The sequence below is a fragment of the Sinorhizobium arboris LMG 14919 genome, from assembly GCF_000427465.1.
Taxonomy (GTDB): Bacteria; Pseudomonadota; Alphaproteobacteria; order Rhizobiales; family Rhizobiaceae; genus Sinorhizobium; species Sinorhizobium arboris.
In genome coordinates, this window is record NZ_ATYB01000009.1 from 261,987 (window position 1) to 283,885 (window position 21,899).

Below are 21,899 nucleotides of genomic sequence, written 5' to 3' on the forward strand. Positions count from 1 at the left end.
ATCATGGTGTATTCTCAGCGAAATTTTGTGGATCGCAGGGATGCGGGACGGCAGCTCGCTGGCGTTCTGGCGAAGTACACCCAGTCGGAGCCTCTTATCCTGGCCCTGCCGCGCGGCGGCGTGCCCGTAGCTTTCGAGATAGCCCAAGCATTGCGAGCACCGCTCGAACTGATGCTGGTGCGCAAGATCGGCGCGCCCGGACACCCGGAATACGGCATCGGCGCCGTAGTTGACGGCAGCGACCCGCAAGTCGTTTATAACGAGGAGGCGATGCGCATCGTCAATCCTCCAGCCAGCTACGTCGAGACCGAGAGCCAGCGGCAACTCGCTGAGATCGAGCGACGGCGCAAGACATATCAAGGAAATCGATCCGCCACGCCGACCGAGGGACGCACAGTAATCGTCGTGGATGACGGCATCGCGACGGGCGGCACCGTCAAAGCCGTCTTGAGGGCGTTGCGCAAAGCCGGCTCCGGCAGGATTATCCTTGCCGTTCCCGTCGCCCCCAGAGAGGCGCTTAAGGAACTCAGGACGGAGGCTGATGAAGTCATCTGCCTGCAAACACCGGATCCATTCCGGGCCGTCGGTCTCCACTACCTCGACTTCGACCAGACATCCGACGAGGAGGTCATACGGCTTCTCAGAGACGCCCGCAGCGGCGTGGGTTTGAGCCGCTAGCGCCTTACTCCCGCCCACGACCCGCCCAGTTCAAAGAAGCCGAAGCCAAGCAGTCCGGTCAGGGGTATACCCCCCGGCCCAGTTCAGGGCGAAGCTGATGGCTACCAGGCATAGGATCGCCGTCGCCGTCGTCTCTCGCACGTGAAAATACGAGTAGTAAGCGCCAACGAGCAGCACCAGCAAAGTGCCTGCGAGCCACCACCGCTATTGGCGGCAAACGCTACGCCGTGATGAATCATGTTTCTTTTGCCTCTCAGACGCCCACTGGGAAGTCGTAGGGGCTTGGGACGTGTGGATGAACATGGTTGAGATCGAAAAGTGATGAGTGAGTTAGGTGTACCTAGAGGAGTCCTCAACGGGCCATCGAGCGGGTGCTGTCATGTCTTACGGCGATAGTGCATCTCGGCCCAAAGATGGAGAAGAGGTACGCCCAGGGTTAAACCGTATGAAAAAATGCGGGACGCTCTCTCGTCGATCATTTCCGTTGTCAGACCCGGAAGGAGGGCGTTGGTGGCAATTAGGGGAAGAGCCGCCAATGCAAGGCCACGCCAGAAGGTCTCTCGGTGCTCGCGCAATTCGGCTGCACCGTGCCTTACGAACGCTGCCGAAAGGGACACGAATTTCACCAGCGCAGTTGCTCCCATCCCAGTCAAGCTGGCGATGGCTCCGGAAAGGACCAGCAATTGCAGCATCCCTTTTGGAGTCTGTGGTAGGTCGAACAAGATGCTGGCCGGCAGCATGGGGATGGAGAAAAGGAGCCCAAACAGCGCTACAAGACCTGCGAAAATTATCCACGCAGCCAGAGCGACGGCCGGGATCAGCGCGAAGATGACGAGTTCGACAACATATAGGCTGCGACTCCATTTTTCCGAAATTGTCACCCGCCCCACCAGCGCCTCCCTTACGCTGCAGTAGTACAACTTGAAGGGGAATGATTGCAATGGGGTTCGCGAGGGGCCGATGTTCGAATGCGCCTGCCTGCGGCGACCCAGTGCGGTCCCCGGGTGATTGCTCCGCCTACCGGTCACTCGAGTCGAATGCCCGTATCCGCGTCGAAAAAGTGCACCGTCGTGCCGGCCATCGACACCGAAACATCCTGTCCCGGTTGATAGTCGCTCCGTTCGCGCAGCAGGCAGGTCAGTTCCTGTCCCGCGAAACCGATTTGAAGCAGTGTTTCGGAGCCCGTCGGCTCGACAACGATGAGCTTCGCCGGCGCGCCCTTGCCGCCGATCGTGATATCCTCCGGCCGAATACCAAACACGACTTTCCGACCGTCCGCGTTGGCTGGCATGCGCGACAGGGCGATCGAGGTGCCATCGAGCATTTCCAGCCTTGGACCCCCGGCGCTTCGCAGTGTGCCGGGTATGAAGTTCATGGCCGGCGAGCCGAGAAAGCCTGCGACGAACTGGTTCGCCGGCCTGTCGTAGAGTTCGAGGGGCGCGCCGATCTGCTCGACTTGGCCGCCATGCATGACGACGATCTTGTCCGCCATGGTCATAGCCTCGATCTGATCGTGGGTGACATAGACCGTGGTGGTGTTGAGACGCTTCTGTAGCGCCTTGATTTCGGCGCGCATCGCCACGCGCAGCTTGGCATCTAGGTTTGACAATGGTTCATCGAACAGAAACACCTTCGGGTCGCGCACGATCGCCCGACCCATGGCGACGCGCTGCCGTTGGCCGCCCGAAAGCTGCGCCGGCTTGCGGCCGAGCAGCGGCTCGAGGCCAAGGATGGAGGCGGCCTGATCCACCTTCTTCTTGATCTCCTGCTTCTTTATACCGGCCATTTCCAGTGCGAAGCCCATGTTCTGCTCGACAGTCATTTGCGGGTAAAGAGCGTAGTTCTGGAACACCATCGCGATGTCACGCTCCTTTGGTGCCAGATCGTTGACCACCCGATTCCCGATCCTGATCTGGCCTGCGGTTATCGATTCCAGACCGGCAATCATGCGCAGCAAGGTCGACTTCCCGCATCCGGACGGGCCGACGAGGATGACGAATTCGCCGTCCTCGATATCGACGCTTACGCCGTGCAGAACCTGCATCGAGCCATAGGACTTGCGCACCTCTGCGATTTGAACGGATGACATTTGCGGATCCTCTCAGCGGGCCTGCGGTTTCTTGCGCACGCGAATCGCCTGGTAAGGTTTGCCTGGAAGCTCGACGCCAAAGGCGGCGTCCGGCCTTCGGCCGCGGATCTCGCTGCCGTGACGGGTTGGATGAGGCTGCGGCGCTGCGATTTTCCTGGCCGGCGTCACCGTCATCTGCCAGGTGTCTATGAGGTCTACCTCATAGTCGCCGTCCTCCGTGGGCAAGCCTGTAGACCAGACGACAGGCTGGTGCTCGCCCAGGTAGATGTAGCGCACGTCGCCGTCGATTGCGCCGGAGACGCGACTCCACGGGAACACGCCCGGCTTGCCGATCGGGTTCAGGCCGCTGCGGACATCCTCCTTGAGGAGCTCGAGCAGGAAACCGATACGCTTCCATGCCTCGCCATGCAGCTGCCCGCCCTTGGCCCACCAGATCAGGTCCTCGGCGTCCGAGTAGGTCTCGCCATGGCCGGCATAACCGCCGCGCATTACCGTGATCCAGAAACGGTGTACTAGTTCCTGCGCGGTTATGTTGCCCCAGGACTGGATAATATTGCCCTCGTATTCCGGCTCATCGTTGACGACCGGCTTGCCGTAATCCTCGCGCCAGTCGAAAGTGCGCTTGACGTCCCAGTTTTGAATGCAGACGTGGCTGACCCACGGCTTGCGGTGGTCGTAGTTCATCGTGACGTCGCCATTGTGGATGGACTTCAGGTGACGGTACGGATCGTTTTCCTCGATGATGTGGAAGAAGCGATCCCACCGGCTCATCGGTTTGGTATCGAGCAGAAAGTCGTACTCGTTGGCGAGCGACCACCAGACATTGCGGTAGGCAGCCAGGCGCGCGGTCAGATACGCGACATACCGGTAATCCTGTTCGGCCGACATGTCGCAGTATCCCCAGCGGTCGTAGGGGTGAAAGATGATAATGTCCGCTTCGATCCCCAGCGTGCCGAGCGCCGCAACCTGATTTTCGAAATGCCGAAAGGCGTCCGGGTTGGGCCGGTCGAAATCTTCTTTGCCGCTTTCTTCGGGCGTATAGATCGGATGCAGGGGCTCGTTGGTGTTGTAGGGGTAGTCCTTGGGAAAAACGCCCATACGCAACTTGTTGAAGCGTGTCTCTTTCAATGTCTTCAGCGTCTCCGCCTGTATCGCCAGCGGTTGATGCGTCCATGCATAGCAGGTCGTGCCAAAGGGGAAGTACGGGGTCCCGTCGGCATAGGCGAAATGGTAGCGGTTGCTGACCGATACCGGCCCGTGATTGCCCTTCGACGGCGGCGTCGCCAAGAAGGAACCAGTCCTGCCGTCGAGTTCAGCCGTGGTAGAGCGGGTCCGGAAGGTCCACTCGCCTTCCCTGTCCGGCATGAAGCGCACCTTGTAGGCCCCCTGGCCGTCATAGAAGCCCGGCACGCGCACCTCGCGGCCGAATTGCGAGAAGACGGCGTCGAGCTCGACGTCGACATATGGATTTCCAGCCGAAGGACCGTCAAAGCTCGCTTCGAACATTCCCCATTTTTCGGTTGTCGGCACATTGGTCATGCGAAATCCTCTGGTCGGTTGGGGGATAGCTATTCCTTCACCGCGCCGGAGGTCAGGCCCGATACGAAATAGCGCTGAAACATGAGGTAGACGATGGTCGCCGGCAGCACGGTCATGACGATCGCAGCATTGAGCTGGCCATAGTCGTTCGAGAACTGGCCCTGAAACGACATCAAACCGAGCGGCAGCGTCCACATGTTCTGGTTCTGGAGCAGCACCAAGGCCATGGCGAACTCGTTCCATGTGGCGACGAAATCAAGGATGAACAGCGCCGCCAGGACCGGGATCGAAACCGGCAGGAAGATGCGTCGAAATATCGTGAAATGCGACGCACCGTCGATGAGCGCGGCCTCGGAGAGTTCCTTGGGTATTGCCCGAAAGAAACCGTGCAGGATGAAGACCTGATAGGGTACGCCGAAGGCGATGTAAGGCAGGATTATGCCTGGATAGGTATCAATCAGGTCGAAGCGGTTCACCATAGTGAACAGCGGCGCCAGCATGACCTGGAAGGGAATCATAGTGCCGAACAGAACAACCAGCAGAAGCGCCTTGCCCCAGGGAATCGACATGCGCGCGAGCGCATAGGCCGCCATGGCGGAAATGGCGAGCCCGAGCGGAACCTTTATCAGCGCGATGACGGCGCTGTTAGAAAAGGTGGTGTCGAAGCGCCCACGCCTCCAAGCTTCCGTATAATTGTGCCAGGCATATTCCGGCGGAGGGGTAAAAGCGCCGGTTGCCATCACCGCCTCGTTCGTCTTGAGCGAGGTAAAAATCATGAACACGAAAGGAGCCAGCCAAATTAGCGCCACCAGCACCAGCGCGATCCACAATCCGACGAGGACCGGATCGACGCGGCGCGTCGTTCCGTCCGGTTCACTTGCCTCGGCCGTGGTCACCCTCATCTGGCGGCCTCCTCCTGTTTCTGTGTCCAGCGCAGATAGGGCACGACGATCGCCACGGTGATCAGCAGCAGGACTACGGAGATCGCGGCGCCGCGGCCATAGTCGAAGATCTGCATGGCTTGGGTGAACGCCCACAGGGCAAGCATTTGCGTCGACTGTGCGGGACCTCCCCCGGTCAGGCCGTAAACGATATCGAATGCCTTCAAAGAATTGATCACTGACAGCACCAACACGATGGTGATGGTGGGCCTGAGCGCCGGCAGCGTGACATATCGGAATACGCCCCAACCGCCGGCCCCGTCGATCCTGGATGCCTCGACGAGTGTCTGCGAAACGCTTTGCAGGCCGGCCAGGAACAACACCATCGAAAAGCCGACGGAATGCCACAGGTGAGCGACAAACACGCAGTAGAGCGCGATGGTGCGGTCGCCGAGCCAATCAGGAATTGACGAGGCCATACCCATATTGGTCATTAACTGGGAGAACAGGCCGAAGAAGGGATCGTACATCCATCGCCACATGGTCGCCACGGCAATGGAAGCAATGATAACTGGAAGGTAGTAGGTGGCGCGCAACACGCCGCGCCCAAAGAGCTTTTGATTCAGACCAAGCGCCAGTAGCAAGCCCACAAGCGGCGGGAAGATCAGACACAGGATTGTCCAGATCACCGTGTTTTTGAACGCAACCCAAAACACCGGGTCTGACGCGAAGATGAAGCGGTAGTTTTCCAAGCCCACAAAGACACGGTTGGCGTCGAGGCCGTTCCATCTCTGGAAGCTCATGACGACAACGTCGAGAAGGGGGAAGAGGGCAAAAATGCCGTAAATCACCACGGCCGGGCCAAGCAAAGCCCAGCCCTGAACCCGGGCATTGCCAAGCGATTGCCTGAGATGCATCGCGTCGAACTCCACTGATCTTGAGAGGGCTGCCGGCACGCGCCGGCAGCCGGGAGAGCTGGCTTAGCCGCGCTTGTCGATGAAAGCCTGCAATTGCGCCGATGCGTCGGTGGGCGCCATGGTGCCGCCGGCGACTTCGTTGATGACCCTGAAATATTCAGTCGTCACGTCGAGCGGGAACGCCTGGTCGCCGTTCATGTAGACCTGCGTGTAGTCCTTGAAGACCTGCAGCCATTCCTGGCTGATCGCCGGGAGGTTTTCGTATTTGACGTTCTTGTTGATAGAGGTCGTCGCAAACTTGCCGACGTTCTCCTGCTGGACCCCGTCCGACAGATAATAGTCGAGGAACTTCGCCGCGAGATCCGGATGCTGGCTCTTGCTGCTCACATAATAGTATTCGGCGAAACCGTAGAGCCGTTTGGTTCCGGTCGGGAACGGAAAGATGTCGTAGTCGTCGAGTTTGGCGTTGTTCGTTGTCAAGGTGCCGACGAGCCAGTCGCCTTCCAGCATCATGGCGGCGCGGCCGGCGATAAACAGGTTGAACGACTGCGTCTGGTCGATTCCCATGAAGGGCGACAGGATGTAATTTTTGGCCCACTTCTCCATTTCGGTGAAGGACTCGGTGGCGCAGGCTTCCTCGGTCCACTTGAGCTCCATCTTCATGAGCTTGTCGTGTTTTTCTGCGCCGCACTTTGTTTCGAGAATGACATCCATTAGGCGCATGAGGTGCCAGTTGACTTTGCCGCCGAAAGTGAAAGCGGGAATACCGGCCGCTTTCAGCTTCTCCGCTGCGGCTACCAACTCGTCATAGGTCTTGGGTTCGCTTGATATGCCTGCCTTCTCGAAGGCCATCTTGCTGTAATAGACCGCCTCGCCTTTGAAAGTGAAAGGCACGCCGTTTTTGCCGCCCGGGTAAAGGTCCGCGAAGGAGGCCGCCGCGGGCACCAGCCTGTCTGCCCACTTGTACTCTGTGTAGTATTTGTCGAGCGGCACACTCAAACCGGCTTTCACATATTCCCCGCCGAGACCTAGACCGGCCCAGCTGAAGTAGATGTCGGGCCCCTTGTCTGAACCGGCAGCGACACGCAGTGCGGTCTTGTGATCGTCCGTGCCGCGGCGGACGATCGTCACTTTGGCGCCAGGATTGGCAGAAGAGAAATCGGTCGCGATCTTGTCCATCGCCTCGTTGGCCTGATTGTTGCTGAAGTTCAGCGTCCAGACCGTGATTTCCTGCGCGTGCGCGGTTGACGTCCCCCCCGCTGTTCCGCCCAGAAGTGCTGCTGCTGCAACGGCTGCCGACAATACTGTCCTGCTTTTGGTCATTGTTTCCTCCCGTACGACGACCTCGGCACTCTTTCGCTTAGCTACTCTCCATGCACTCACTACCTCTCAACTGGTATAATGAGTATTCCTGTATTGCAAGCGGATTCGGCGGCCCGAAAAATATCTTGCCGTCAGCGCGGCGACTGCGATGCTGGCGCCGGTAGACACGATCCGCGACTTGCGCGAGTAAACTGGCGCCGTAGAAGCCCATCGTGCGCGAGACGTCCTGAGTCGATCTGCGATATCGTCGGAGCGCGCTCGCGACCTTTCGGCGGAAGAGGTCAGGGATGCCCTGGTGTACGCGGCCGAGGTCATCAGAACACTAAGAATCTGCTTGGAACGGATTAGGTGACCTTACCCGGAGCCCCTCCGCCTTGCGAAACAGAAAGAGCGATTAACGCGATCGTGCCATCAGGCCATCGGCCGTTGTACAGGGCGTTGCGCTTGACCTCGCGACCGGAACGCCGCTCGGTTACTGACTAGTTCCTATCAAGCCCCACCTTCGCCCTCGGTGCCCGGATTTGGCAACCGATCAGCCTCTTTTGTGGCCGCCCGCGATCGCAGTAGGTCCGCCGCGCCGGCTGCTTCCGCAGGCGTTCGTAGGGCTCGCCGTCGAGGTCGACTCGAACCGCACCAACACGCATCGCCGCAAGGTTCTTATCTATCTTCGTGTAGGCCCGCCGGGCCCTCTTTAATTCCTCGTCCGAGAGCTCAGATTCACGGTCACGCAATTGGTTATTTCAGCGGCCTCGGAGCCTGCGGCTTGAAAGCCGCGGGCCGCTTTGTGACAAATGTCGAAAAAGCGCCGAAATCGACCTGGCCTTGTTTCAGCCTTGCATCAGTTCACCCGAGAATTGTCGCTTCCGCCAGCCTGCAAGATAAAGCGAAACGGGTGAGTCTCTACATGCTGTCGCGAAAAAACGACAGCGGTCTTCGAAGCGGTTCCCGTTGATACCATTATGCGATCTTTTTAGCACAGAACGGGAACATCCTGGCGGCGTGCCGCACACACCGCTCCTGAGGACACGACTGCCCTCGACCCAAACGCAGAGTCCTAAAGGCGGAGTGGTGGGTGCGCCTCCTTTGCCGTCATTCGGAGTTTTGTGGGCGAAACTCTTGAGCGGACATTCCTCACATCTCTGCTACGGCCGCTATCGCAGGTGGAACAAACTTTTCGCCCCTCGGTAGCCACGCTATGATTTCACATGGCCGATTGGGGGGGAAGGCGATGAAGGACTACCCGAGTCTTAAGCAAAGAGCGGCGATTGTCGCTCTCTATTTCGCCATCTTCTACACGGCGTTTCATGTCGCGACCGGCTACTGGCTCCCAACGAGCGGCCTGGAAAGCCTGTGGCTTATCAGCGGCATTACGCTCTGGCTCTTCAGTCTCTTGTCTTCGCCATGGTTTCGTCCGCCTCGCGACACGTTCGCGAACGCCGTAACCGCCCTCGTTCTCCTCATCACGGCTGACCTTTCTGTTCTCACCCCAATGCCGCCGGCGCTAACTGCGCTGCGATACGCTGGCATCGCTTGGGCTGTATTGGTCGGCTTCATCAGTTTCCGAGCGATGATCCGCGCAGACAGCGCGCCGCAGGATGCGTGGGGAAGTCTGTTGCGCCGTTTGTGCGACACCCTCGGTCGTGGTGAGCTCGTGTATACGCCGCCGGCACTCATCGGCATTCTGGGTGGGTTCGCGGCCTCCCCGGGGTCTGTCGCGGCACTTCTAATCCTCTGGCTCGTCATGATCTTGGTCCGGCCGGTTGAGCTCGCGTTCTCTCTTGCGCGCCAATTCCGGGTCGAGCGCACCACCTCTGCGCGGACGCCGCAGGTTGGGACCATCGACCGGATCGACCACCCGAACATCATCCGCGTGAAGCTCAATCGCGTTGGCTCTTGGAAACCCGGCCGGCTGCACATCGCGGCGATGCCCGATGGCGATCAGAAATACCTCCTGGCACTCTTCACCCAAGTTCAAGGCACTGAGGTCGTCGGTACCGGGATCTGTATCGCTCAAGTGGCCGAGCCAATTCCGAGCGTCGCCGGTTGCGTTCACGAATCGCACGATCGCAAGAAGACTGAAGAGTTCATCGTGACCGTGAGCGGAATGCCTGGCTGCGAGGTTGCCGGCTTCACCGTGGAGCGTTCTACGATCGGCAATATCTATTTCGAAGTGTCCGAAAGCCTGGATCTCGCCGAAGGCGAGGTCGTGTTTACCCGCCTTCGCGGCGAGACGATCTTCTATCAAATCGTGGAGGCGCAGACCGCTGAGGAAACTTTCGACCAGAATCCGCGGGGCACCCATATCGTGCGCGCGGTGCAGCTCGGCGCCTATTCGACGGAGAAAGGCTTCATAAAGTTCCCATGGCTCCCGACCATGAACATGCCGGTATTCCGCGCAGCGGAGATGAGCTTTCCCGCAACGAAGCTCACGGACCGACAGTTCATCGTGGGCACCGTCCCTTCTACCGACATCGGGGTGGCGGTAAACATTGACAATCTGATCCTCTATCACACCGCCATCCTAGGCATTACCGGCACCGGAAAGACCGAACTGGCGCTCTCGGTCATTCGTGAAGCGGTCGCCCGCGGCTCCAAGGTATTCTGCGTCGATTTCACGGGGGAGTACCGCCACCGACTTGCGGACCTAGATCCGATTTTCCCTTAGACAAAAAGGCCGTCGTGGAGTTCGACGCAAAGCTCTTTGCCGTCGACACAGGCGCCTACGGCGCAGGCGCCGAGAAAAAGGATCTCGATAAATTTCTGAAGACGATTCGGGCTGACGTTCACGCAAAGGTGGACGCCCTCCTTAGAAGCGACGAACAACAGCTAGCGATCCTCGAACTCACGGAACTGTCCAGCTCTCGCGCCAGCGTCCGCGTGACTGAGCTGTTCCTCTCAACCATTATGGAATGGGCGCGTGCGAACCGCCGCGCGCGTCAGGTGCTGCTCGTGCTTGAAGAGGCGCATACGATCATCCCGGAAACCTACGGAGCCGGATTCGACGCGAACACGCAGTATGTCGTCTACCGCATCGGACAAATCGCGCTTCAAGGACGAAAATATGGCGTCGGCTTACTCGTAGTGAGTCAGCGGACGGCGCTGGTGAGTAAGACCATTCTTTCCCAGTGTAATACGTTCTTTGCGTATTCGCTTATCGACCAGACGAGTCTCACGTTCCTCGAAAGCGTGTTCAGTCACGACCATGTGAAGGTGATTCCCAATCTGCGGTTCCTCGAATTCCTCGCATTCGGTAAGGCGGTGCAGGTAGAGCGACCGATACTACTGCGCCGAAAGTTCGACCCGGACAAGAAGGCCGCTAGCGAGGCGCTAAATCGCCCACTACCGGCGCCCGCAGATGCCGTTGCCGAGCCGGGTGCCACTGCTCTGCAAAAGGCCGAGGGTCTGCAAGCGGAGGATCCAGCTAAGCCGACGAGGGAAGAATTGGACCAGAGCGAACCCGGGACTACGCAAAGTCCTGAAATGTAGCGGTCGCCCTCTCCGTCGTCGTGCAGCCGCTGAGCAAGCCGCGCAGCGGGAAGCCGACTGCGAATCCCTCGCCTTGAACGGAATCGAACCTGCGGCCACCGATCAAGTTACAACGGTCGCCATGTCCAAGCAGCCAATGATTATCCGACTCCTGCTTCCAAGTGTCGGATTTTCTCGTTTGGCGCGACGCAGCGGCACCGGTCGACACAACCTGGGTGTCTCTTTACATGCTGAGAACCGCACAACCATAAGGTCCGAGAGCAAGTTCGCCGTCCACCGGTTTGCCCGAAAGGAGGTCCGTGCCAGCGGGGACGGAGCTCAACTCCACCGGCTCCGCCTCGCAATTCAGCAGGAAAAGCAGCTTTCTGTCTTCCGCCTCCCTCAGGACGACCTCCACGGCAGGCGGCAAGTCCGATACCAGAGGCTGGACATCCGCGCCGAGGACATGGTCCACCAAACCTTCGACCAAGGGCTCGGTCAGATAGGTTCCGACGTAGCAGGCGCGGCCTTTGCCGACCTTCCGGCTCGTCACCGCTGCCCTGCCGCTCGCGAAGCGATTCGACCAGTGCCCCAGAACCTCGACGTCGTCGTCGAGCGCGAGAAGCTCGTAAAGGTGTGCGGCCTCGTGCTCCCGGTTGCCCAGGGTGAAGCGGTGGCGCCGCGATGCCGAACTGGACGGCAGGCGCTTTGCCGGGTTGTGAAAGCCGAACTCGGTTCCATGGAGGCCGAACAGGCCGTCGGCGCCCGGCTCTGCCACCCGGCCGAACTCCTCGACCCGCACGCCGCAGAGCTTCGAAAGCCCCGGGCCGGGCGCGAGGTCCGTCGGTATGTGGTTGTTTTCATCGCGGGTGCCGGTCATTGCGCCGACGATCAGGGTTCCGCCATTGCGGACGAAGGCCTCGACCCTGTCGTTCCACTCCGGCTTCCACATCACCCAGTGCGGCACGTAGAGGACCTTGATCCGCGACAGATCGTCCTCGGGATGGATGAAACCGCAGGCGATCCCTTTCGAATAGCAGTAGCGATGGAGCAGCATACCGTCTTCGAGAGGGCTCGGCATGCCCATCGGATAGGTCCTGTAGGCTTCCTGGTTGTCGAAGTCGGCTCCGGCGATCGCGACGTCCATGCGCACGGTGGTGGCGAGGAGGTCCTTCTTGATCCTGCCGATGTCCGCGGCGAACTGCTTTGCTTCCTGATAACGGCGGCGTGGCACATCGTCGTGGTCGATGATACCCATCCAGTAGATTTCCGCGCCGAAATGCGCCGGCCGCCAGCGGAAGAAGAGGAGACCGTCGGCTCCACGCGCGACGGAACTCAGCGCCATCCGGCGCATCTCGCCGGGTTCGGGAGTCATGGTCGAAAAACCCGGCTGACTGCCGAAACCGGATGCCTGCTCAGGCACGATGAAGTTGCCGGAATAGGCGCGGCAGACGTCGAGATGCAGCGCCTGGGTGGCGGGATGGCCGCCGGTGCGGCGCATCTCGTCGTAGAGCATCGGGTAAACGTCGAAGCCGAGAAAGTCGAGATCCTGACCGAACTGGCCGCGGAAGTCGATGTCTTCGAGCCGCCCGAGATTGTGGAAGATGAACCATTCGGGATTGGCCCTGCGCAGGATTTCGACCTGGTCATGCTGGAAGGCGGCTGTCGCATGGGCGAGGAAGCGATGGTAGTCCTGCATGTGCCCGGGCGCGACAAATCCCGGATTGTCCTTCCTAGGGATGGTGATCTGATCGAAACCGTCATAGGCAAGCGCCCAGAAGTTTCCGCCCCAGGTGAAGTTGAGCTTGTCGATCGTCTCATACCGATCGTGGAGATAACGGCGGAACTCGCGCTCGCTCGCTTCGGAATAGGAGGTCGAGGCGGTAGTGTTCAACTCATTGTCGGTCTGCCAGCCGATGACGTTCGGGTTATCCGCATAATGGCGTGCCAAGGCCTCGGTGATGCGCCGGCTATGCATGCGGTAGACGGGGCTGTTGGTGTCCGCATGCTGGCGGGAGCCATGCGTGGCGGTTCGTCCTCGTTCATCGACACGCAGCACTTCGGGATAAGCTGCGGTCAGCCACCGCGGCGGCGTTGCGGTTGGCGTGCAGAAGATGGTCTTCACGCCTTCCTCGGCGAGCACGCCTATGGCCCGGTCGAACAGCGAAAAGTCGAACACCCCTTCCCTCGGCTCCATCAGATGCCAGGCGAATTCGCCGAGGCGGACCACGTTGAAGCCGGCGGCGGCAATCCGCTCTGCATCGCCCAGCCAGTGGCTTTCATCGACATGCTCAGGATAATGCGGCACTCCGAGCAGGAAATCGTCCAGGTTAAGGGTGCGCCAGACCGAGAGCGGCGCCGGAAGGGTACGCTTCATGATTTTGTCCTTGCTTAGATTTTCGCCACGGCCTTGGTAGGCGTGATGGTGCTGCCGTCGGCGGCGAAGAGGTAGGCGTCGGCGGGATCGAAGCCAAGCGACACCGCGCTGCCGTTGTGAAAGGGCCTGATATCGGCGATCTGCACGGTGAACACGTTGGTGCCGCTGTCCGATTCTTTGGTGACCAGCGGCCCCGCATCGACATAGACGATCGTCTCGCGGCCAAGATATTCCGTTAGCCTGACCCTTCCCGTAAAGCGGATCCGCGCTGCCACATCATCGAGCCGGAGCCTCTCCGGTCGGATGCCGAGCGTGACGGCCTCACCGACGCTCACCTTTCCGACGAGAGCCTCAAACCCCACGTCGAGCCCGCCGGCGCAGACGACCCTGGCAGAGGATCCGCTGACTTTGCTCACCTGGCCGGCGACGAAATTCATGCGCGGGGCGCCGAGAAAGCCAGCGACGAACATGTTTTGCGGATTGTTATAGAGATCGAGCGGCGCTCCGACCTGTTCGATCCTGCCCCGGTTCAGGACGACGATCCGGCTCGCCATGGTCATCGCCTCGACCTGATCGTGCGTGACATAGATCATGGTCGATCCGAGCTCAGCATGAAGCGTGGACAGTTCGACTCGCATCTGCGTTCGCAGTGCCGCGTCCAGGTTGGACAGCGGTTCATCGAAGAGGAAGACGTCGGGCGACCGGGTGATCGCCCGCCCGATGGCGACGCGCTGACGCTGGCCGCCCGAGAGCTGCTTCGGCTTCTTTTCGAGCTGCTCCTCGAGCCTGAGAATTCGCGCGGCCCTCGCGACAGCCGCCTCGATCTCCGCCCTTGGCCGCTTCGCCATCCTGAGGCCGAACCCCATGTTTTCGGCGACCGTCATGTGCGGATAGAGCGCATAGGACTGGAACACCATCGCGATACCGCGGTCGCCGGGCTCGAGCCTGGTGACGTCCCGTCCGCTGATGCGGAGCGTTCCAGCGCTCGTGGTCTCAAGGCCTGCGATCGTCTTCAAGAGGGTCGACTTTCCACAGCCGGAGGGGCCGACCATCACCACGAACTCGCCCTCTTCGATGGTCAGGTTGACGTCCCTGAGCGCATGGTAGCCGCCATAGTGTTTCTCGATATTGATCAGTTCAACGCTCGTCATGTGAAGGGTTCCTTGAAATCTGCTCAGCCCTTGACCGCACCAACCGTCAGGCCGGCGATGAAGTGGCGCTGCATGAGGAAGAACATCACCACCGGCGGGATCGCGACCAGGATCGTTGCCGCGGCCACCAGGTTCCATGCGGACACCCACTCGCCGCGCAGATTGTTCAGCCCCGCGGTCACCGGTTTGACCGCGTCGCTCTGGGTCAGCACGATCGCCCAGAAATAATCGTTCCAGACGAAGGTGAAGGTGAGGATCGCGAGCGCCGCAAGCGCCGGCCTAACCAACGGAAGCACCACATGCCGGAGCGTCTGCCACGGCGATGCGCCTTCCGCCCGGGCCGCCTGGAAGAGCTCATCGGGCAAGGCGGCAATGAAGTTGCGCATGAAGAGCGTGGCAAAGCCCGTCTGGAAGGCAATGTGAAAGACGATCAGCGCGTAGTAGGTGTCGTAGAGCCCGATCGACACCATGAGGTCGCGGACCGGGATCATCATGATCTGGGCCGGAAGGAAGTTGCCGCCGACGAACAGCGCGAACATCAGGTTCGCCCCGCGGAACCGATACCGCGACAGGACATAGCCGGTGAGCGTCGACAGAACGAGCACGCCGACGACGGAGGGCAGCGTCACGATCAGGCTATTGAGGAAGTATCGCGCCATGGCGGTCTGCGTGAAGACCGCCGTGTAGTTTTCGATGAAATTGAAACTCTTCGGCCAACCCCAATAATTGCCCGCCATCACCTCCTCGAACGACCTGAGCGACGTGGCCATGACCGCCATTAGCGGCACGAGCCAAAGGGCGAGGATCAGTACCACCATGGACGCATATGCGAACCGCCGGATCGGCGCGTCTTCGGCAAGCGGTCTCGGATACATCAGACGCCCTCCCGTTCGGGCTTGAGAAGGGTGCGCAGGTACCAGGCAATGAAGGCTGCCATGATCACGAAGAGCACGGTGGCGATCGCGGCTCCGTAACCGAAGCGGTAGGAGAAGATCGATTGCTCGTACATCTGGTAGGCAAGGACCGTCGAGGAGCCGAAGGGGCCGCCGGAGGTCATCACCGCCACCATGTCAAAGGACCGGAGCGCGCCGATGACCGTCACTGCTAGAGCAATGAAGCTGACTTCGCGCAATTGCGGCAGGATCACGTGGATCAGCATGGGCCATCCGCGCGCGCCATCGACCCGTCCCGCCCCAATGAGGTCTTCGTTCAAGTTGTTGAGGCCCGCCAGGAAGAGCACGAGACAGAAGGCGACCTGCGGCCAGAGCGCCGCCACGACGACCGCGAAGGTGACGAGATGCTCGTCCGAAAGCAGCGCCGGGGCGGTCGCTCCGAAGTAGCTGAAGATGAGCGACAGCAGGCCGAAGGTGGGATCATAGACCCAGGTGAAGACTACGCCGACCGTGACGGACGCGAGAACCAGCGGCACGAAGAACAGCGACTTCATGATCCGCATGCCGCGGATGGGTTGATTGAGCAGCAGCGCCAGCGCCAGGCCCAGCGGCGGCGCAAGCATGAACATGGCAAGCCAGATCAGGTTGTTCTTGAGCGACACGTGGAACTGCGGATCGTTCAGCAACTGCGCATAGTTCGCCAGCCCCACCCATTGTTTTGCTCCGACGCCGTCCCAGTCGAAGAAGGAAACCCAGATGGTCTGCGCGGATGCCAGGATGATCACCACCCCGAACAGCAAGGCTCCGGGCATGATGAAGAGGGTCGGGGCTATCCAATGCCGATGGTTTCGCCAGAAGGTAGACATTCAAGATCCACTCACGAAGGCTTCGAAAGCCGGCCTCACCGGCCGACAGCAGGCAGGGCTACAGGTCTCACTGCAGCCCTGCACTGTTGCGGTCCGCTCCTGGGAGAGGAGAGCGGTCGCGCGAGGTTCAGGCCTTGAAGATGCGCTTGCGCGTCGCTTCGAGGCGCTCGAGGATCTGGTCGCGCCGGTCAGGCTTGGCCATGAACTCCTGGAAGCCTTTCAGGCCTTCTTGCGCCATGTCGGGGTCGGTGTCGCGGTCGTAGTATTGAGCCGAGCCTTCGACGGTCTTCAGGGACTCGACCGCCGCATTGACGAGCGGGTCCTTGCTCGGCGGGCAGTCATTGCGCGGCGGCACCGCGCTTTCGGTCTCGAGGAATGCTGAGAGGTTGTCCGGCTGGTAGAAGAAGGCCAGGAAATCGCGGGCGTTTTCCTTGTTCTTGGCGTTTTTCGGAACATGGATCGAATTCAGCGCGAAATCCTCGTAACGCGCCGTGCCCTGGACGATCTCGGGGAACGGTGCGAATGCGATCTGGTCCTGCTGGTCTTCCGGGAAGCCGTATTTGACGAAGCCTGCGAGATCCATCATGGCGGCCTTCTTCTGGGCAAGCGCGGCGGCCGCCTGTTCCCAGCCGAAGGATGTTCCGTTCGGGCTGAACAGCCCGGCATTGATCAGCTCCGCCCACTTGTCGAAGACCGGTAGCATCGCGGGGTCGGTGTAGGACATCTTGCCGTCCATCAGCGCCATATGCTTGTCGAGGCCGCTGATGCGCAGGTTCATGTGATCGAACCAGCCGGCCGCGGGCCACATTTCCTTGGTCCCCATGCTGACGGGGATCATGCCCGCCGACTTCGCCTGCTCACCGAGCGAAAGCAGCTCTTCCATGGTCTTGGGCGGCGTCCAGCCCTTCTCGGCGAAGACGTCCTTGCGGTAGAAGAGCCCCCAGAGCAGGCCGCCGAGTGGCAAACCATACTGTTTCCCATCGACCGTGACGGCGCCCGCGGCCGGGCCAAGCACGTTTCTGTAGTTCTCGCGCTCGAACAGGTCGGAGATGTCGTCGAAAAGCTCGCGCTTGACGAAAGCCTTCATGCGGTTGCCCGAGAACCAGAAGCAGATGTCCGGCGCTCCGACGACGAGGTAGCTGCGGATGGCGGTCTTGTGCGCCTCGTGATCCATGTTGTTGATGGCCACCTTGACGCCGCTCTCCTTCTCATACGCGCTCGCGATCCGCTGAAGCACCTCACGCTGCGAGGCGTTGCCGATGTTGGAGATGATCGTCAGTTCCTTGCTCTGCGCGAAGGCCGGAGCGCCGAGCGTCATTCCCGCGAGCGCAGTGCCCGCACCGATCAGGAACTGCCGACGCGACGCCGCGGCGCGAGTGACAAGCTTGACGATGTCGTTGGATGCCATTCCATATCCTCCCAGGACAAAGCTCCGCCACGCCCTGACGAGCAGCGCCTGGGCCTCTTGGAAATAAATTTTGCGATCGTGCGGAGTCCGGGGAAATTGGCTTTCCGCGCACTCCTCCTCATTGCCAACGGAGAAAAGCTAGCCTACCTTCGGATCAGGCACAAGAGTTAATTTAAGAAATAAACTAACTGGGAGATGCAGGTTGAAAGGGAATGCGAGCACATCGCGCGCGCTGAACAGGCGCCTGATCTTGAATCTGCTGCGCAACCGCGGACCCATATCGAGAGCCGAACTCGCTTCGGTGACGGGTCTCAGTCCCGCAGCCGTCACGTTCGTCGTCACGGAACTGATGGACGAGGCGCTGGTGGTGGAACGGGAGGCGGTCGCGAGCTCAAACGGTCGCCGACCCATACCGGTGGATATCAACTACGAGGCCCATCTGGCATTAGGCTTCAAGCTCAACCGCAGCAGCATCGACTGCGTGCTCACCGACCTGGCCACCTCACCGCTTGCCACGCTGCAGTCATCCGTTACCGACACCAGCCCGCAGGGCATGATCGAGGCAATCCGGGAAGCCATCCCGCGGCTCCTGGCGCAGGCCAGGCGTGACGAGAAGGACATCATGGGGATCGGCGTATCGATCCCAGGCGAAGTGGACCCGGGGAACGGCGTCTGCCTCCAGAGCCCGCGTTTCGGCTGGCGTGATCTTCCCTTCGCGGAAATGCTGGCCGAGCGAGTGCACGCCCCGGTCTGGATAGACGACGACGTCAACGCCTTCGCGATCGCGCAGAAGCTGTTTGGCGCCGGCCGCAACCACCGCAATTTCGCGGCACTCGCAATCGGCGCGGGGATCGGCTGCTCCCTGGTGCTGAATGGCGATATCTACCACGGAAGCAACAGCGCGGCCGGCAAGCTCGGGCACATCACCTCCGTGCCCGGCGGGGAACTCTGCGAATGCGGCCGGCGCGGATGTCTCATGGCGCATGCCGCCGAGCCATACATGATTGCCGAATGGGGGCGCAGGAGGGGTGCCGAGCCAACAAGAGACGACTTCGTCGCCTCCGCCGCCGCCGGCGACGAAGACGCCTTGGAGATTCTGGAAAAAGCGGGATCACGCATCGGCAGACACCTGGCGGACCTGGTGAATCTGTTTGATCCCGAACTGATCGTCGTTGGAGGCGAAGCCGTCCAGTTCGGCGACGCCCTCCTCGACCCCCTCAAGCAATCAATGGAACAGTTCCTGTTCTTCGCCAAACCCGAGATACAGACGGACTGGGTGCCGAGTTCCTGGGCGAGAGGCGCCGCAGCCCTGGCGACACAAGGCATATTCGATTTCGAGCGCCTGCCCAGCGGGTGATCGGTCAAGGCAAAAGCTGTTCTTCGCGTGCGGGTTTTGATGGGAGTAGAACCAGAGAGCGTCTGGCGCAGTTAAAGGGATCTGAACCGGCGACGCCAATCCCTGGAACCACCAGCTCCCGTGATTTCGGATCCCCTCAAGCGATGTGAGCGTTGCAGATCGCCAGCGTGCTCGGGATTCTGGCGGGTATCTGTCCGGCGTTGACGAGGCCGGCCTTGCGTCAATCTGGAATGCTGCTCATCACGGCCATTGTTGCGTTCTTGAAGTCCGCTATTTTGCGCAAAACATCCGAACGCTCAGGAGGACTCATGACGAAGCATCGCATCTATTCGGTCAGCGTCGCGAGCGTCTATCCGCATTATGTCGCCAAGGCGGAGAAGAAGGGGCGCACGAAGGCAGAGGTCGATGAAATCATCTGCTGGCTGACGGGACACAGCCAGCAGACCCTCGAAGATCAGTTGGCAAGGGGCACCACCTTCGAGAATTTCTTTGCGCAAGCGCCTCGGATGAATCCCTCTCGGTCGTTGATTACAGGAGTGATCTGCGGCGTCCGTGTGGAAGAAATCCAGGAAACGACGATGCGGGAAATCCGCTACCTGGACAAGCTGATCGACGAACTCGCAAAGGGCAAAGCGATGGAGAAAATCCTGCGAAATTAGCGGCCGGGTTGGGCGCTTTCGCTCCTCCAGCATCGGCGGGCCCCGAATTGTGCTTTCCCGCCCGATAGATAATATCGCAGCATGGTAACGGATCTCAATTTAAACCTGCTGCGATCGTTCTTTATGATCGCCGAAGAGCGAAGCCTGACGCGCGCCGCCGCCCGGCTCAACATGAGTCAGCCCTCGGTCAGCCAGGCACTCCAGCGGCTGGAGGAGCAACTGGGCTGCCAGCTTGTTCTGCGCGACAGCCGAAAGTTCGAACTTACGGCGCGGGGGCAGAAGATCTATGAGGAATGCGGCGAGATCTTTCGTTCCGTCGAGCGCATAGGTCAGCTCACACAGGAGCGAATCGTCGAGGAATTCGGCGAGGTTCGGATCCAGATCATCTCCAATCTCGAATCACCGCTCATCAACGAGGCCCTGCGGCTCTATCACCAGCGCTATCCCTCGGTGACCTGGGTGGTCGAGGTGCAGAACAGCCAGGACACGATCAAGCGCATACAGACGGAAAAAGGAGGCATCGGCTTCTGCCTGCTGTCCCGCCCCGTCTTCAGCTTGAACTGCGAGCTGATGTTCCGCGAGGAGTTCAGCGTCTATTGCGGAGCGGAGCACCCCTTTTTCGGTCGCAAGGAGGTGGAAAAGCGGGAGCTGCGACAGGAGTCCTTCGTCTCCTTCACCTGCGCAACCGAAGGCATGGGTCTCGAACCCATGGCGGTCCTCAGCCAAAGCCTCGGGCTCGGCGAGCGCATCAGCGGACAGAGCCCCAACCTCGAGGAAGTCCGACGAATGATCGTCGCCGGCCTGGGGATCGGCATTCTTCCCCTGACGGCGGTTCACGACGAAGTGGCGAACGGCCTTCTTTGGCCGCTGGAGATCAAGGGATACCCGCTTGGCGCGGACGTCTTCCTCGTCACGCACCCGGAGGGCGCCTACTCCAGAGCCGAGCGGAATTTCCTCGATCTGGTTCTGGAATTACGTACCCTCTATCCCGACATGCATTGAGGCGCCTCTCCGCACGCTCGACTCTTGAGATCAGCGGTTGGCGCGAGCCACCACCGCATGCAGCAGAACATTGAGGGCGGGCGCGAGATCGCCGCGGTCGCAATCCTCCTCGTTGTTGTGCGTGATACCGCCCTTGCACGGCGTGAAGATCATCGCCGTCGGGCAGTGGCGCGCAAGGAAATAGGCGTCGTGTCCGGCTTGTGACCGGATATCGCGCCAGTCATAGCCCATGCGGACGGCTTCGGTCCGGATACCGTCGACCATGGTGCGGTCAAAAATATCGCCGCCCCAGAACCACTCGTCCTCGATCACAGCCGAGCAGCCGGCGCGGGCCGCACTTTCGAAAAGGGCCCGGCGCATTTTTTCCGCCATTACCTGCGCGGTCGCGGGGTCGGGATGGCGGACGTCGCAGATCGCCTGGGCCGTGTCCGAGAGGATGCCCGGCTTGTTCGGCCATGCCGCCAGTCTTGCCCCGGTCGCCTTGCCGTCGCCGACGGCAAAATCCCAGCCGATATCGTCCACCGCCGCCAGCCAGCGGGCGCCGGCAATCAGCGCATTGTGCCGCTGGTCCATCGGTGTCGGGCCGGTATGCGCCGTCTTACCCTCGAAACGCACCCGCATTCCGTAGCTCGGATACCCCCCCGTCACCACGCCGACATCGCGGCCTTCCCGGTCGAGGATCGGTCCCTGCTCGATGTGCAGCTCGTAATAGGCGTCGATCTCGCCGGCCCGACAGGGCTTGTTGCCGTTGTAGCCGATGCGCGCCAATTCATCGCCGAAGCGCGCACCATCGTCGGCGACGAGGCCCCGCACCCAATCCGCCTCATAGGCCCCGACGAAGCAGCCGGACGCTACCATGGGCGGGGAGAAACGCGCCCCCTCCTCGTTGGTCCAGTCGACGACGACGATCGGGCGACGGGTCACGTGGCCGGCATCGTTCAGCGTGCGAACCACTTCCAGACCGGCAAGAACCCCGGCGATTCCGTCGAAGCGGCCGCCGTTGATCTGCGTGTCGAGGTGGCTGCCCATGAGGACCGGCGCCAGCGTGGGATCGCTTCCTTCGCGCCGGCCGAAGATGTTGCCGAGTTCATCGATCTCGACGCTCAGGCCCGCATCCCGGCACCAGTTGACGAAGAGGTCACGCATTTGGCGATCGTCGTCCGTCAGCGTGAGCCGGGCAAGGCCGCCCGGCCGTCCCTGGCCGATTTCGGCGGAGCTTTCGATGGTCGACCAGAAGCGATCGACATCGACACGAATGTTCTGTGCGAACGGCATGGTTCACCTTTCAGATAGG

Annotated in this window: 19 protein-coding genes; 6 read left to right on the forward strand and 13 right to left on the reverse strand. The window is 60.7% G+C overall.

Annotated elements, in window-relative coordinates; translation table 11 throughout:
- The first annotated feature begins 3 nt into the window (after positions 1 to 3).
- Positions 4 to 678 (forward strand): phosphoribosyltransferase, encoded by a 675-nt coding sequence (locus SINAR_RS0109085; protein WP_027998801.1) that lies wholly within the window; start codon positions 4 to 6, stop codon positions 676 to 678.
- A gap of 377 nt (positions 679 to 1,055) precedes the next feature.
- On the opposite strand, the gene SINAR_RS0109090 is transcribed toward SINAR_RS0109085, so the two are convergent.
- From SINAR_RS0109090 to SINAR_RS1000000138450, 7 genes are all read right to left on the reverse strand, one after another.
- Entirely contained in the window at positions 1,056 to 1,568 is a 513-nt protein-coding gene (locus SINAR_RS0109090) for a hypothetical protein (protein WP_150852014.1), read from the reverse strand.
- Between the two features lie 134 nt (positions 1,569 to 1,702).
- On the reverse strand, positions 1,703 to 2,767 hold the full coding sequence (locus tag SINAR_RS0109095; protein ID WP_027998803.1) for an ABC transporter ATP-binding protein: 1,065 nt from the start codon (positions 2,765 to 2,767) through the stop codon (positions 1,703 to 1,705).
- A gap of 12 nt (positions 2,768 to 2,779) precedes the next feature.
- On the reverse strand, positions 2,780 to 4,306 hold the full coding sequence (locus SINAR_RS0109100) for a DUF5060 domain-containing protein (protein WP_027998804.1): 1,527 nt from the start codon (positions 4,304 to 4,306) through the stop codon (positions 2,780 to 2,782).
- Positions 4,307 to 4,335: 29 nt separating this feature from the next.
- On the reverse strand, positions 4,336 to 5,208 hold the full coding sequence (locus SINAR_RS0109105) for a carbohydrate ABC transporter permease (RefSeq protein WP_050577459.1): 873 nt from the start codon (positions 5,206 to 5,208) through the stop codon (positions 4,336 to 4,338).
- On the reverse strand, positions 5,205 to 6,104 hold the full coding sequence (locus SINAR_RS0109110) for a carbohydrate ABC transporter permease (RefSeq protein WP_027998806.1): 900 nt from the start codon (positions 6,102 to 6,104) through the stop codon (positions 5,205 to 5,207). The genes SINAR_RS0109105 and SINAR_RS0109110 overlap by 4 nt, the downstream gene beginning before the upstream one ends.
- Positions 6,105 to 6,167: 63 nt before the next feature.
- Positions 6,168 to 7,427 carry an ABC transporter substrate-binding protein gene (locus SINAR_RS0109115; RefSeq protein WP_033057214.1) on the reverse strand — a complete coding sequence of 420 codons (1,260 nt, stop codon included), beginning with the start codon at positions 7,425 to 7,427 and terminating at the stop codon, positions 6,168 to 6,170.
- Between the two features lie 479 nt (positions 7,428 to 7,906).
- Positions 7,907 to 8,158 (reverse strand): ProQ/FINO family protein, encoded by a 252-nt coding sequence (locus SINAR_RS1000000138450; RefSeq protein ID WP_027998808.1) that lies wholly within the window; start codon positions 8,156 to 8,158, stop codon positions 7,907 to 7,909.
- Positions 8,159 to 8,655: 497 nt separating this feature from the next.
- On the opposite strand from SINAR_RS1000000138450, the gene SINAR_RS0109125 reads away from it, so the two are divergent.
- Positions 8,656 to 10,092: a helicase HerA domain-containing protein gene (locus SINAR_RS0109125; RefSeq protein ID WP_027998809.1), complete on the forward strand. Its 1,437-nt coding sequence runs from the start codon at positions 8,656 to 8,658 to the stop codon at positions 10,090 to 10,092.
- Positions 10,093 to 10,106: 14 nt separating this feature from the next.
- Positions 10,107 to 10,913: an ATP-binding protein gene (locus tag SINAR_RS1000000137520; protein WP_027998810.1), complete on the forward strand. Its 807-nt coding sequence runs from the start codon at positions 10,107 to 10,109 to the stop codon at positions 10,911 to 10,913.
- Positions 10,914 to 11,136: 223 nt separating this feature from the next.
- Here SINAR_RS1000000137520 and SINAR_RS0109135 read toward each other — a convergent pair whose 3' ends face one another.
- The 5 genes from SINAR_RS0109135 to SINAR_RS0109155 all read right to left on the reverse strand — a co-directional run bounded on the left by SINAR_RS0109135 (position 11,137) and on the right by SINAR_RS0109155 (position 17,587).
- Positions 11,137 to 13,269: a beta-galactosidase gene (locus tag SINAR_RS0109135; RefSeq protein ID WP_027998811.1), complete on the reverse strand. Its 2,133-nt coding sequence runs from the start codon at positions 13,267 to 13,269 to the stop codon at positions 11,137 to 11,139.
- Between the two features lie 14 nt (positions 13,270 to 13,283).
- Positions 13,284 to 14,420, reverse strand: a complete 1,137-nt coding sequence (locus SINAR_RS0109140; RefSeq protein WP_027998812.1) for an ABC transporter ATP-binding protein — start codon at positions 14,418 to 14,420, stop codon at positions 13,284 to 13,286.
- 23 nt (positions 14,421 to 14,443) lie between these two features.
- Positions 14,444 to 15,295, reverse strand: a complete 852-nt coding sequence (locus tag SINAR_RS0109145; protein ID WP_027998813.1) for a carbohydrate ABC transporter permease — start codon at positions 15,293 to 15,295, stop codon at positions 14,444 to 14,446.
- A complete protein-coding gene (locus tag SINAR_RS0109150) occupies positions 15,295 to 16,179 on the reverse strand; it encodes a carbohydrate ABC transporter permease (RefSeq protein WP_027998814.1) in 885 nt (294 codons plus the stop codon). The genes SINAR_RS0109145 and SINAR_RS0109150 overlap by 1 nt, the downstream gene beginning before the upstream one ends.
- 127 nt (positions 16,180 to 16,306) lie before the next feature.
- Entirely contained in the window at positions 16,307 to 17,587 is a 1,281-nt protein-coding gene (locus SINAR_RS0109155; protein WP_027998815.1) for an ABC transporter substrate-binding protein, read from the reverse strand.
- Between the two features lie 202 nt (positions 17,588 to 17,789).
- Between SINAR_RS0109155 and SINAR_RS0109160 the strand changes: the two genes are divergently transcribed.
- The 3 genes from SINAR_RS0109160 to SINAR_RS0109170 all read left to right on the forward strand — a co-directional run bounded on the left by SINAR_RS0109160 (position 17,790) and on the right by SINAR_RS0109170 (position 20,605).
- On the forward strand, positions 17,790 to 18,944 hold the full coding sequence (locus SINAR_RS0109160) for an ROK family transcriptional regulator (RefSeq protein WP_027998816.1): 1,155 nt from the start codon (positions 17,790 to 17,792) through the stop codon (positions 18,942 to 18,944).
- A 308-nt stretch (positions 18,945 to 19,252) separates the two neighbouring features.
- The gene (locus SINAR_RS0109165) at positions 19,253 to 19,603 is read left to right on the forward strand and encodes a DUF2200 domain-containing protein (RefSeq protein WP_027998817.1); all 351 of its coding nucleotides are present in this window, start codon (positions 19,253 to 19,255) and stop codon (positions 19,601 to 19,603) included.
- An 81-nt stretch (positions 19,604 to 19,684) separates the two neighbouring features.
- Entirely contained in the window at positions 19,685 to 20,605 is a 921-nt protein-coding gene (locus tag SINAR_RS0109170; RefSeq protein ID WP_027998818.1) for a LysR family transcriptional regulator, read from the forward strand.
- A gap of 30 nt (positions 20,606 to 20,635) precedes the next feature.
- Here the strand turns inward: SINAR_RS0109170 and SINAR_RS0109175 are convergent, their stop codons facing one another.
- A complete protein-coding gene (locus SINAR_RS0109175) occupies positions 20,636 to 21,880 on the reverse strand; it encodes a Zn-dependent hydrolase (RefSeq protein WP_027998819.1) in 1,245 nt (414 codons plus the stop codon).
- Positions 21,881 to 21,899: the final 19 nt, after the last annotated feature.

What these genes read in the sequence shown, in the direction of transcription:
- SINAR_RS0109155 (WP_027998815.1), bottom strand. Translation starts at nt 17,587, where the DNA reads ATGGCATCCAACGACATCGTCAAGCTTGTCACTCGCGCCGCGGCGTCG.
- SINAR_RS0109170 (WP_027998818.1), top strand. Translation starts at nt 19,685, where the DNA reads ATGGTAACGGATCTCAATTTAAACCTGCTGCGATCGTTCTTTATGATC.
- SINAR_RS0109085 (WP_027998801.1), top strand. Translation starts at nt 4, where the DNA reads ATGGTGTATTCTCAGCGAAATTTTGTGGATCGCAGGGATGCGGGACGG.
- SINAR_RS0109100 (WP_027998804.1), bottom strand. Translation starts at nt 4,306, where the DNA reads ATGACCAATGTGCCGACAACCGAAAAATGGGGAATGTTCGAAGCGAGC.
- SINAR_RS0109125 (WP_027998809.1), top strand. Translation starts at nt 8,656, where the DNA reads ATGAAGGACTACCCGAGTCTTAAGCAAAGAGCGGCGATTGTCGCTCTC.
- SINAR_RS0109095 (WP_027998803.1), bottom strand. Translation starts at nt 2,767, where the DNA reads ATGTCATCCGTTCAAATCGCAGAGGTGCGCAAGTCCTATGGCTCGATG.
- SINAR_RS0109110 (WP_027998806.1), bottom strand. Translation starts at nt 6,104, where the DNA reads ATGCATCTCAGGCAATCGCTTGGCAATGCCCGGGTTCAGGGCTGGGCT.
- SINAR_RS0109105 (WP_050577459.1), bottom strand. Translation starts at nt 5,208, where the DNA reads ATGAGGGTGACCACGGCCGAGGCAAGTGAACCGGACGGAACGACGCGC.
- SINAR_RS0109165 (WP_027998817.1), top strand. Translation starts at nt 19,253, where the DNA reads ATGACGAAGCATCGCATCTATTCGGTCAGCGTCGCGAGCGTCTATCCG.
- SINAR_RS0109140 (WP_027998812.1), bottom strand. Translation starts at nt 14,420, where the DNA reads ATGACGAGCGTTGAACTGATCAATATCGAGAAACACTATGGCGGCTAC.
- SINAR_RS0109135 (WP_027998811.1), bottom strand. Translation starts at nt 13,269, where the DNA reads ATGAAGCGTACCCTTCCGGCGCCGCTCTCGGTCTGGCGCACCCTTAAC.
- SINAR_RS0109145 (WP_027998813.1), bottom strand. Translation starts at nt 15,295, where the DNA reads ATGTATCCGAGACCGCTTGCCGAAGACGCGCCGATCCGGCGGTTCGCA.
- SINAR_RS0109115 (WP_033057214.1), bottom strand. Translation starts at nt 7,427, where the DNA reads ATGACCAAAAGCAGGACAGTATTGTCGGCAGCCGTTGCAGCAGCAGCA.
- SINAR_RS0109175 (WP_027998819.1), bottom strand. Translation starts at nt 21,880, where the DNA reads ATGCCGTTCGCACAGAACATTCGTGTCGATGTCGATCGCTTCTGGTCG.
- SINAR_RS0109150 (WP_027998814.1), bottom strand. Translation starts at nt 16,179, where the DNA reads ATGTCTACCTTCTGGCGAAACCATCGGCATTGGATAGCCCCGACCCTC.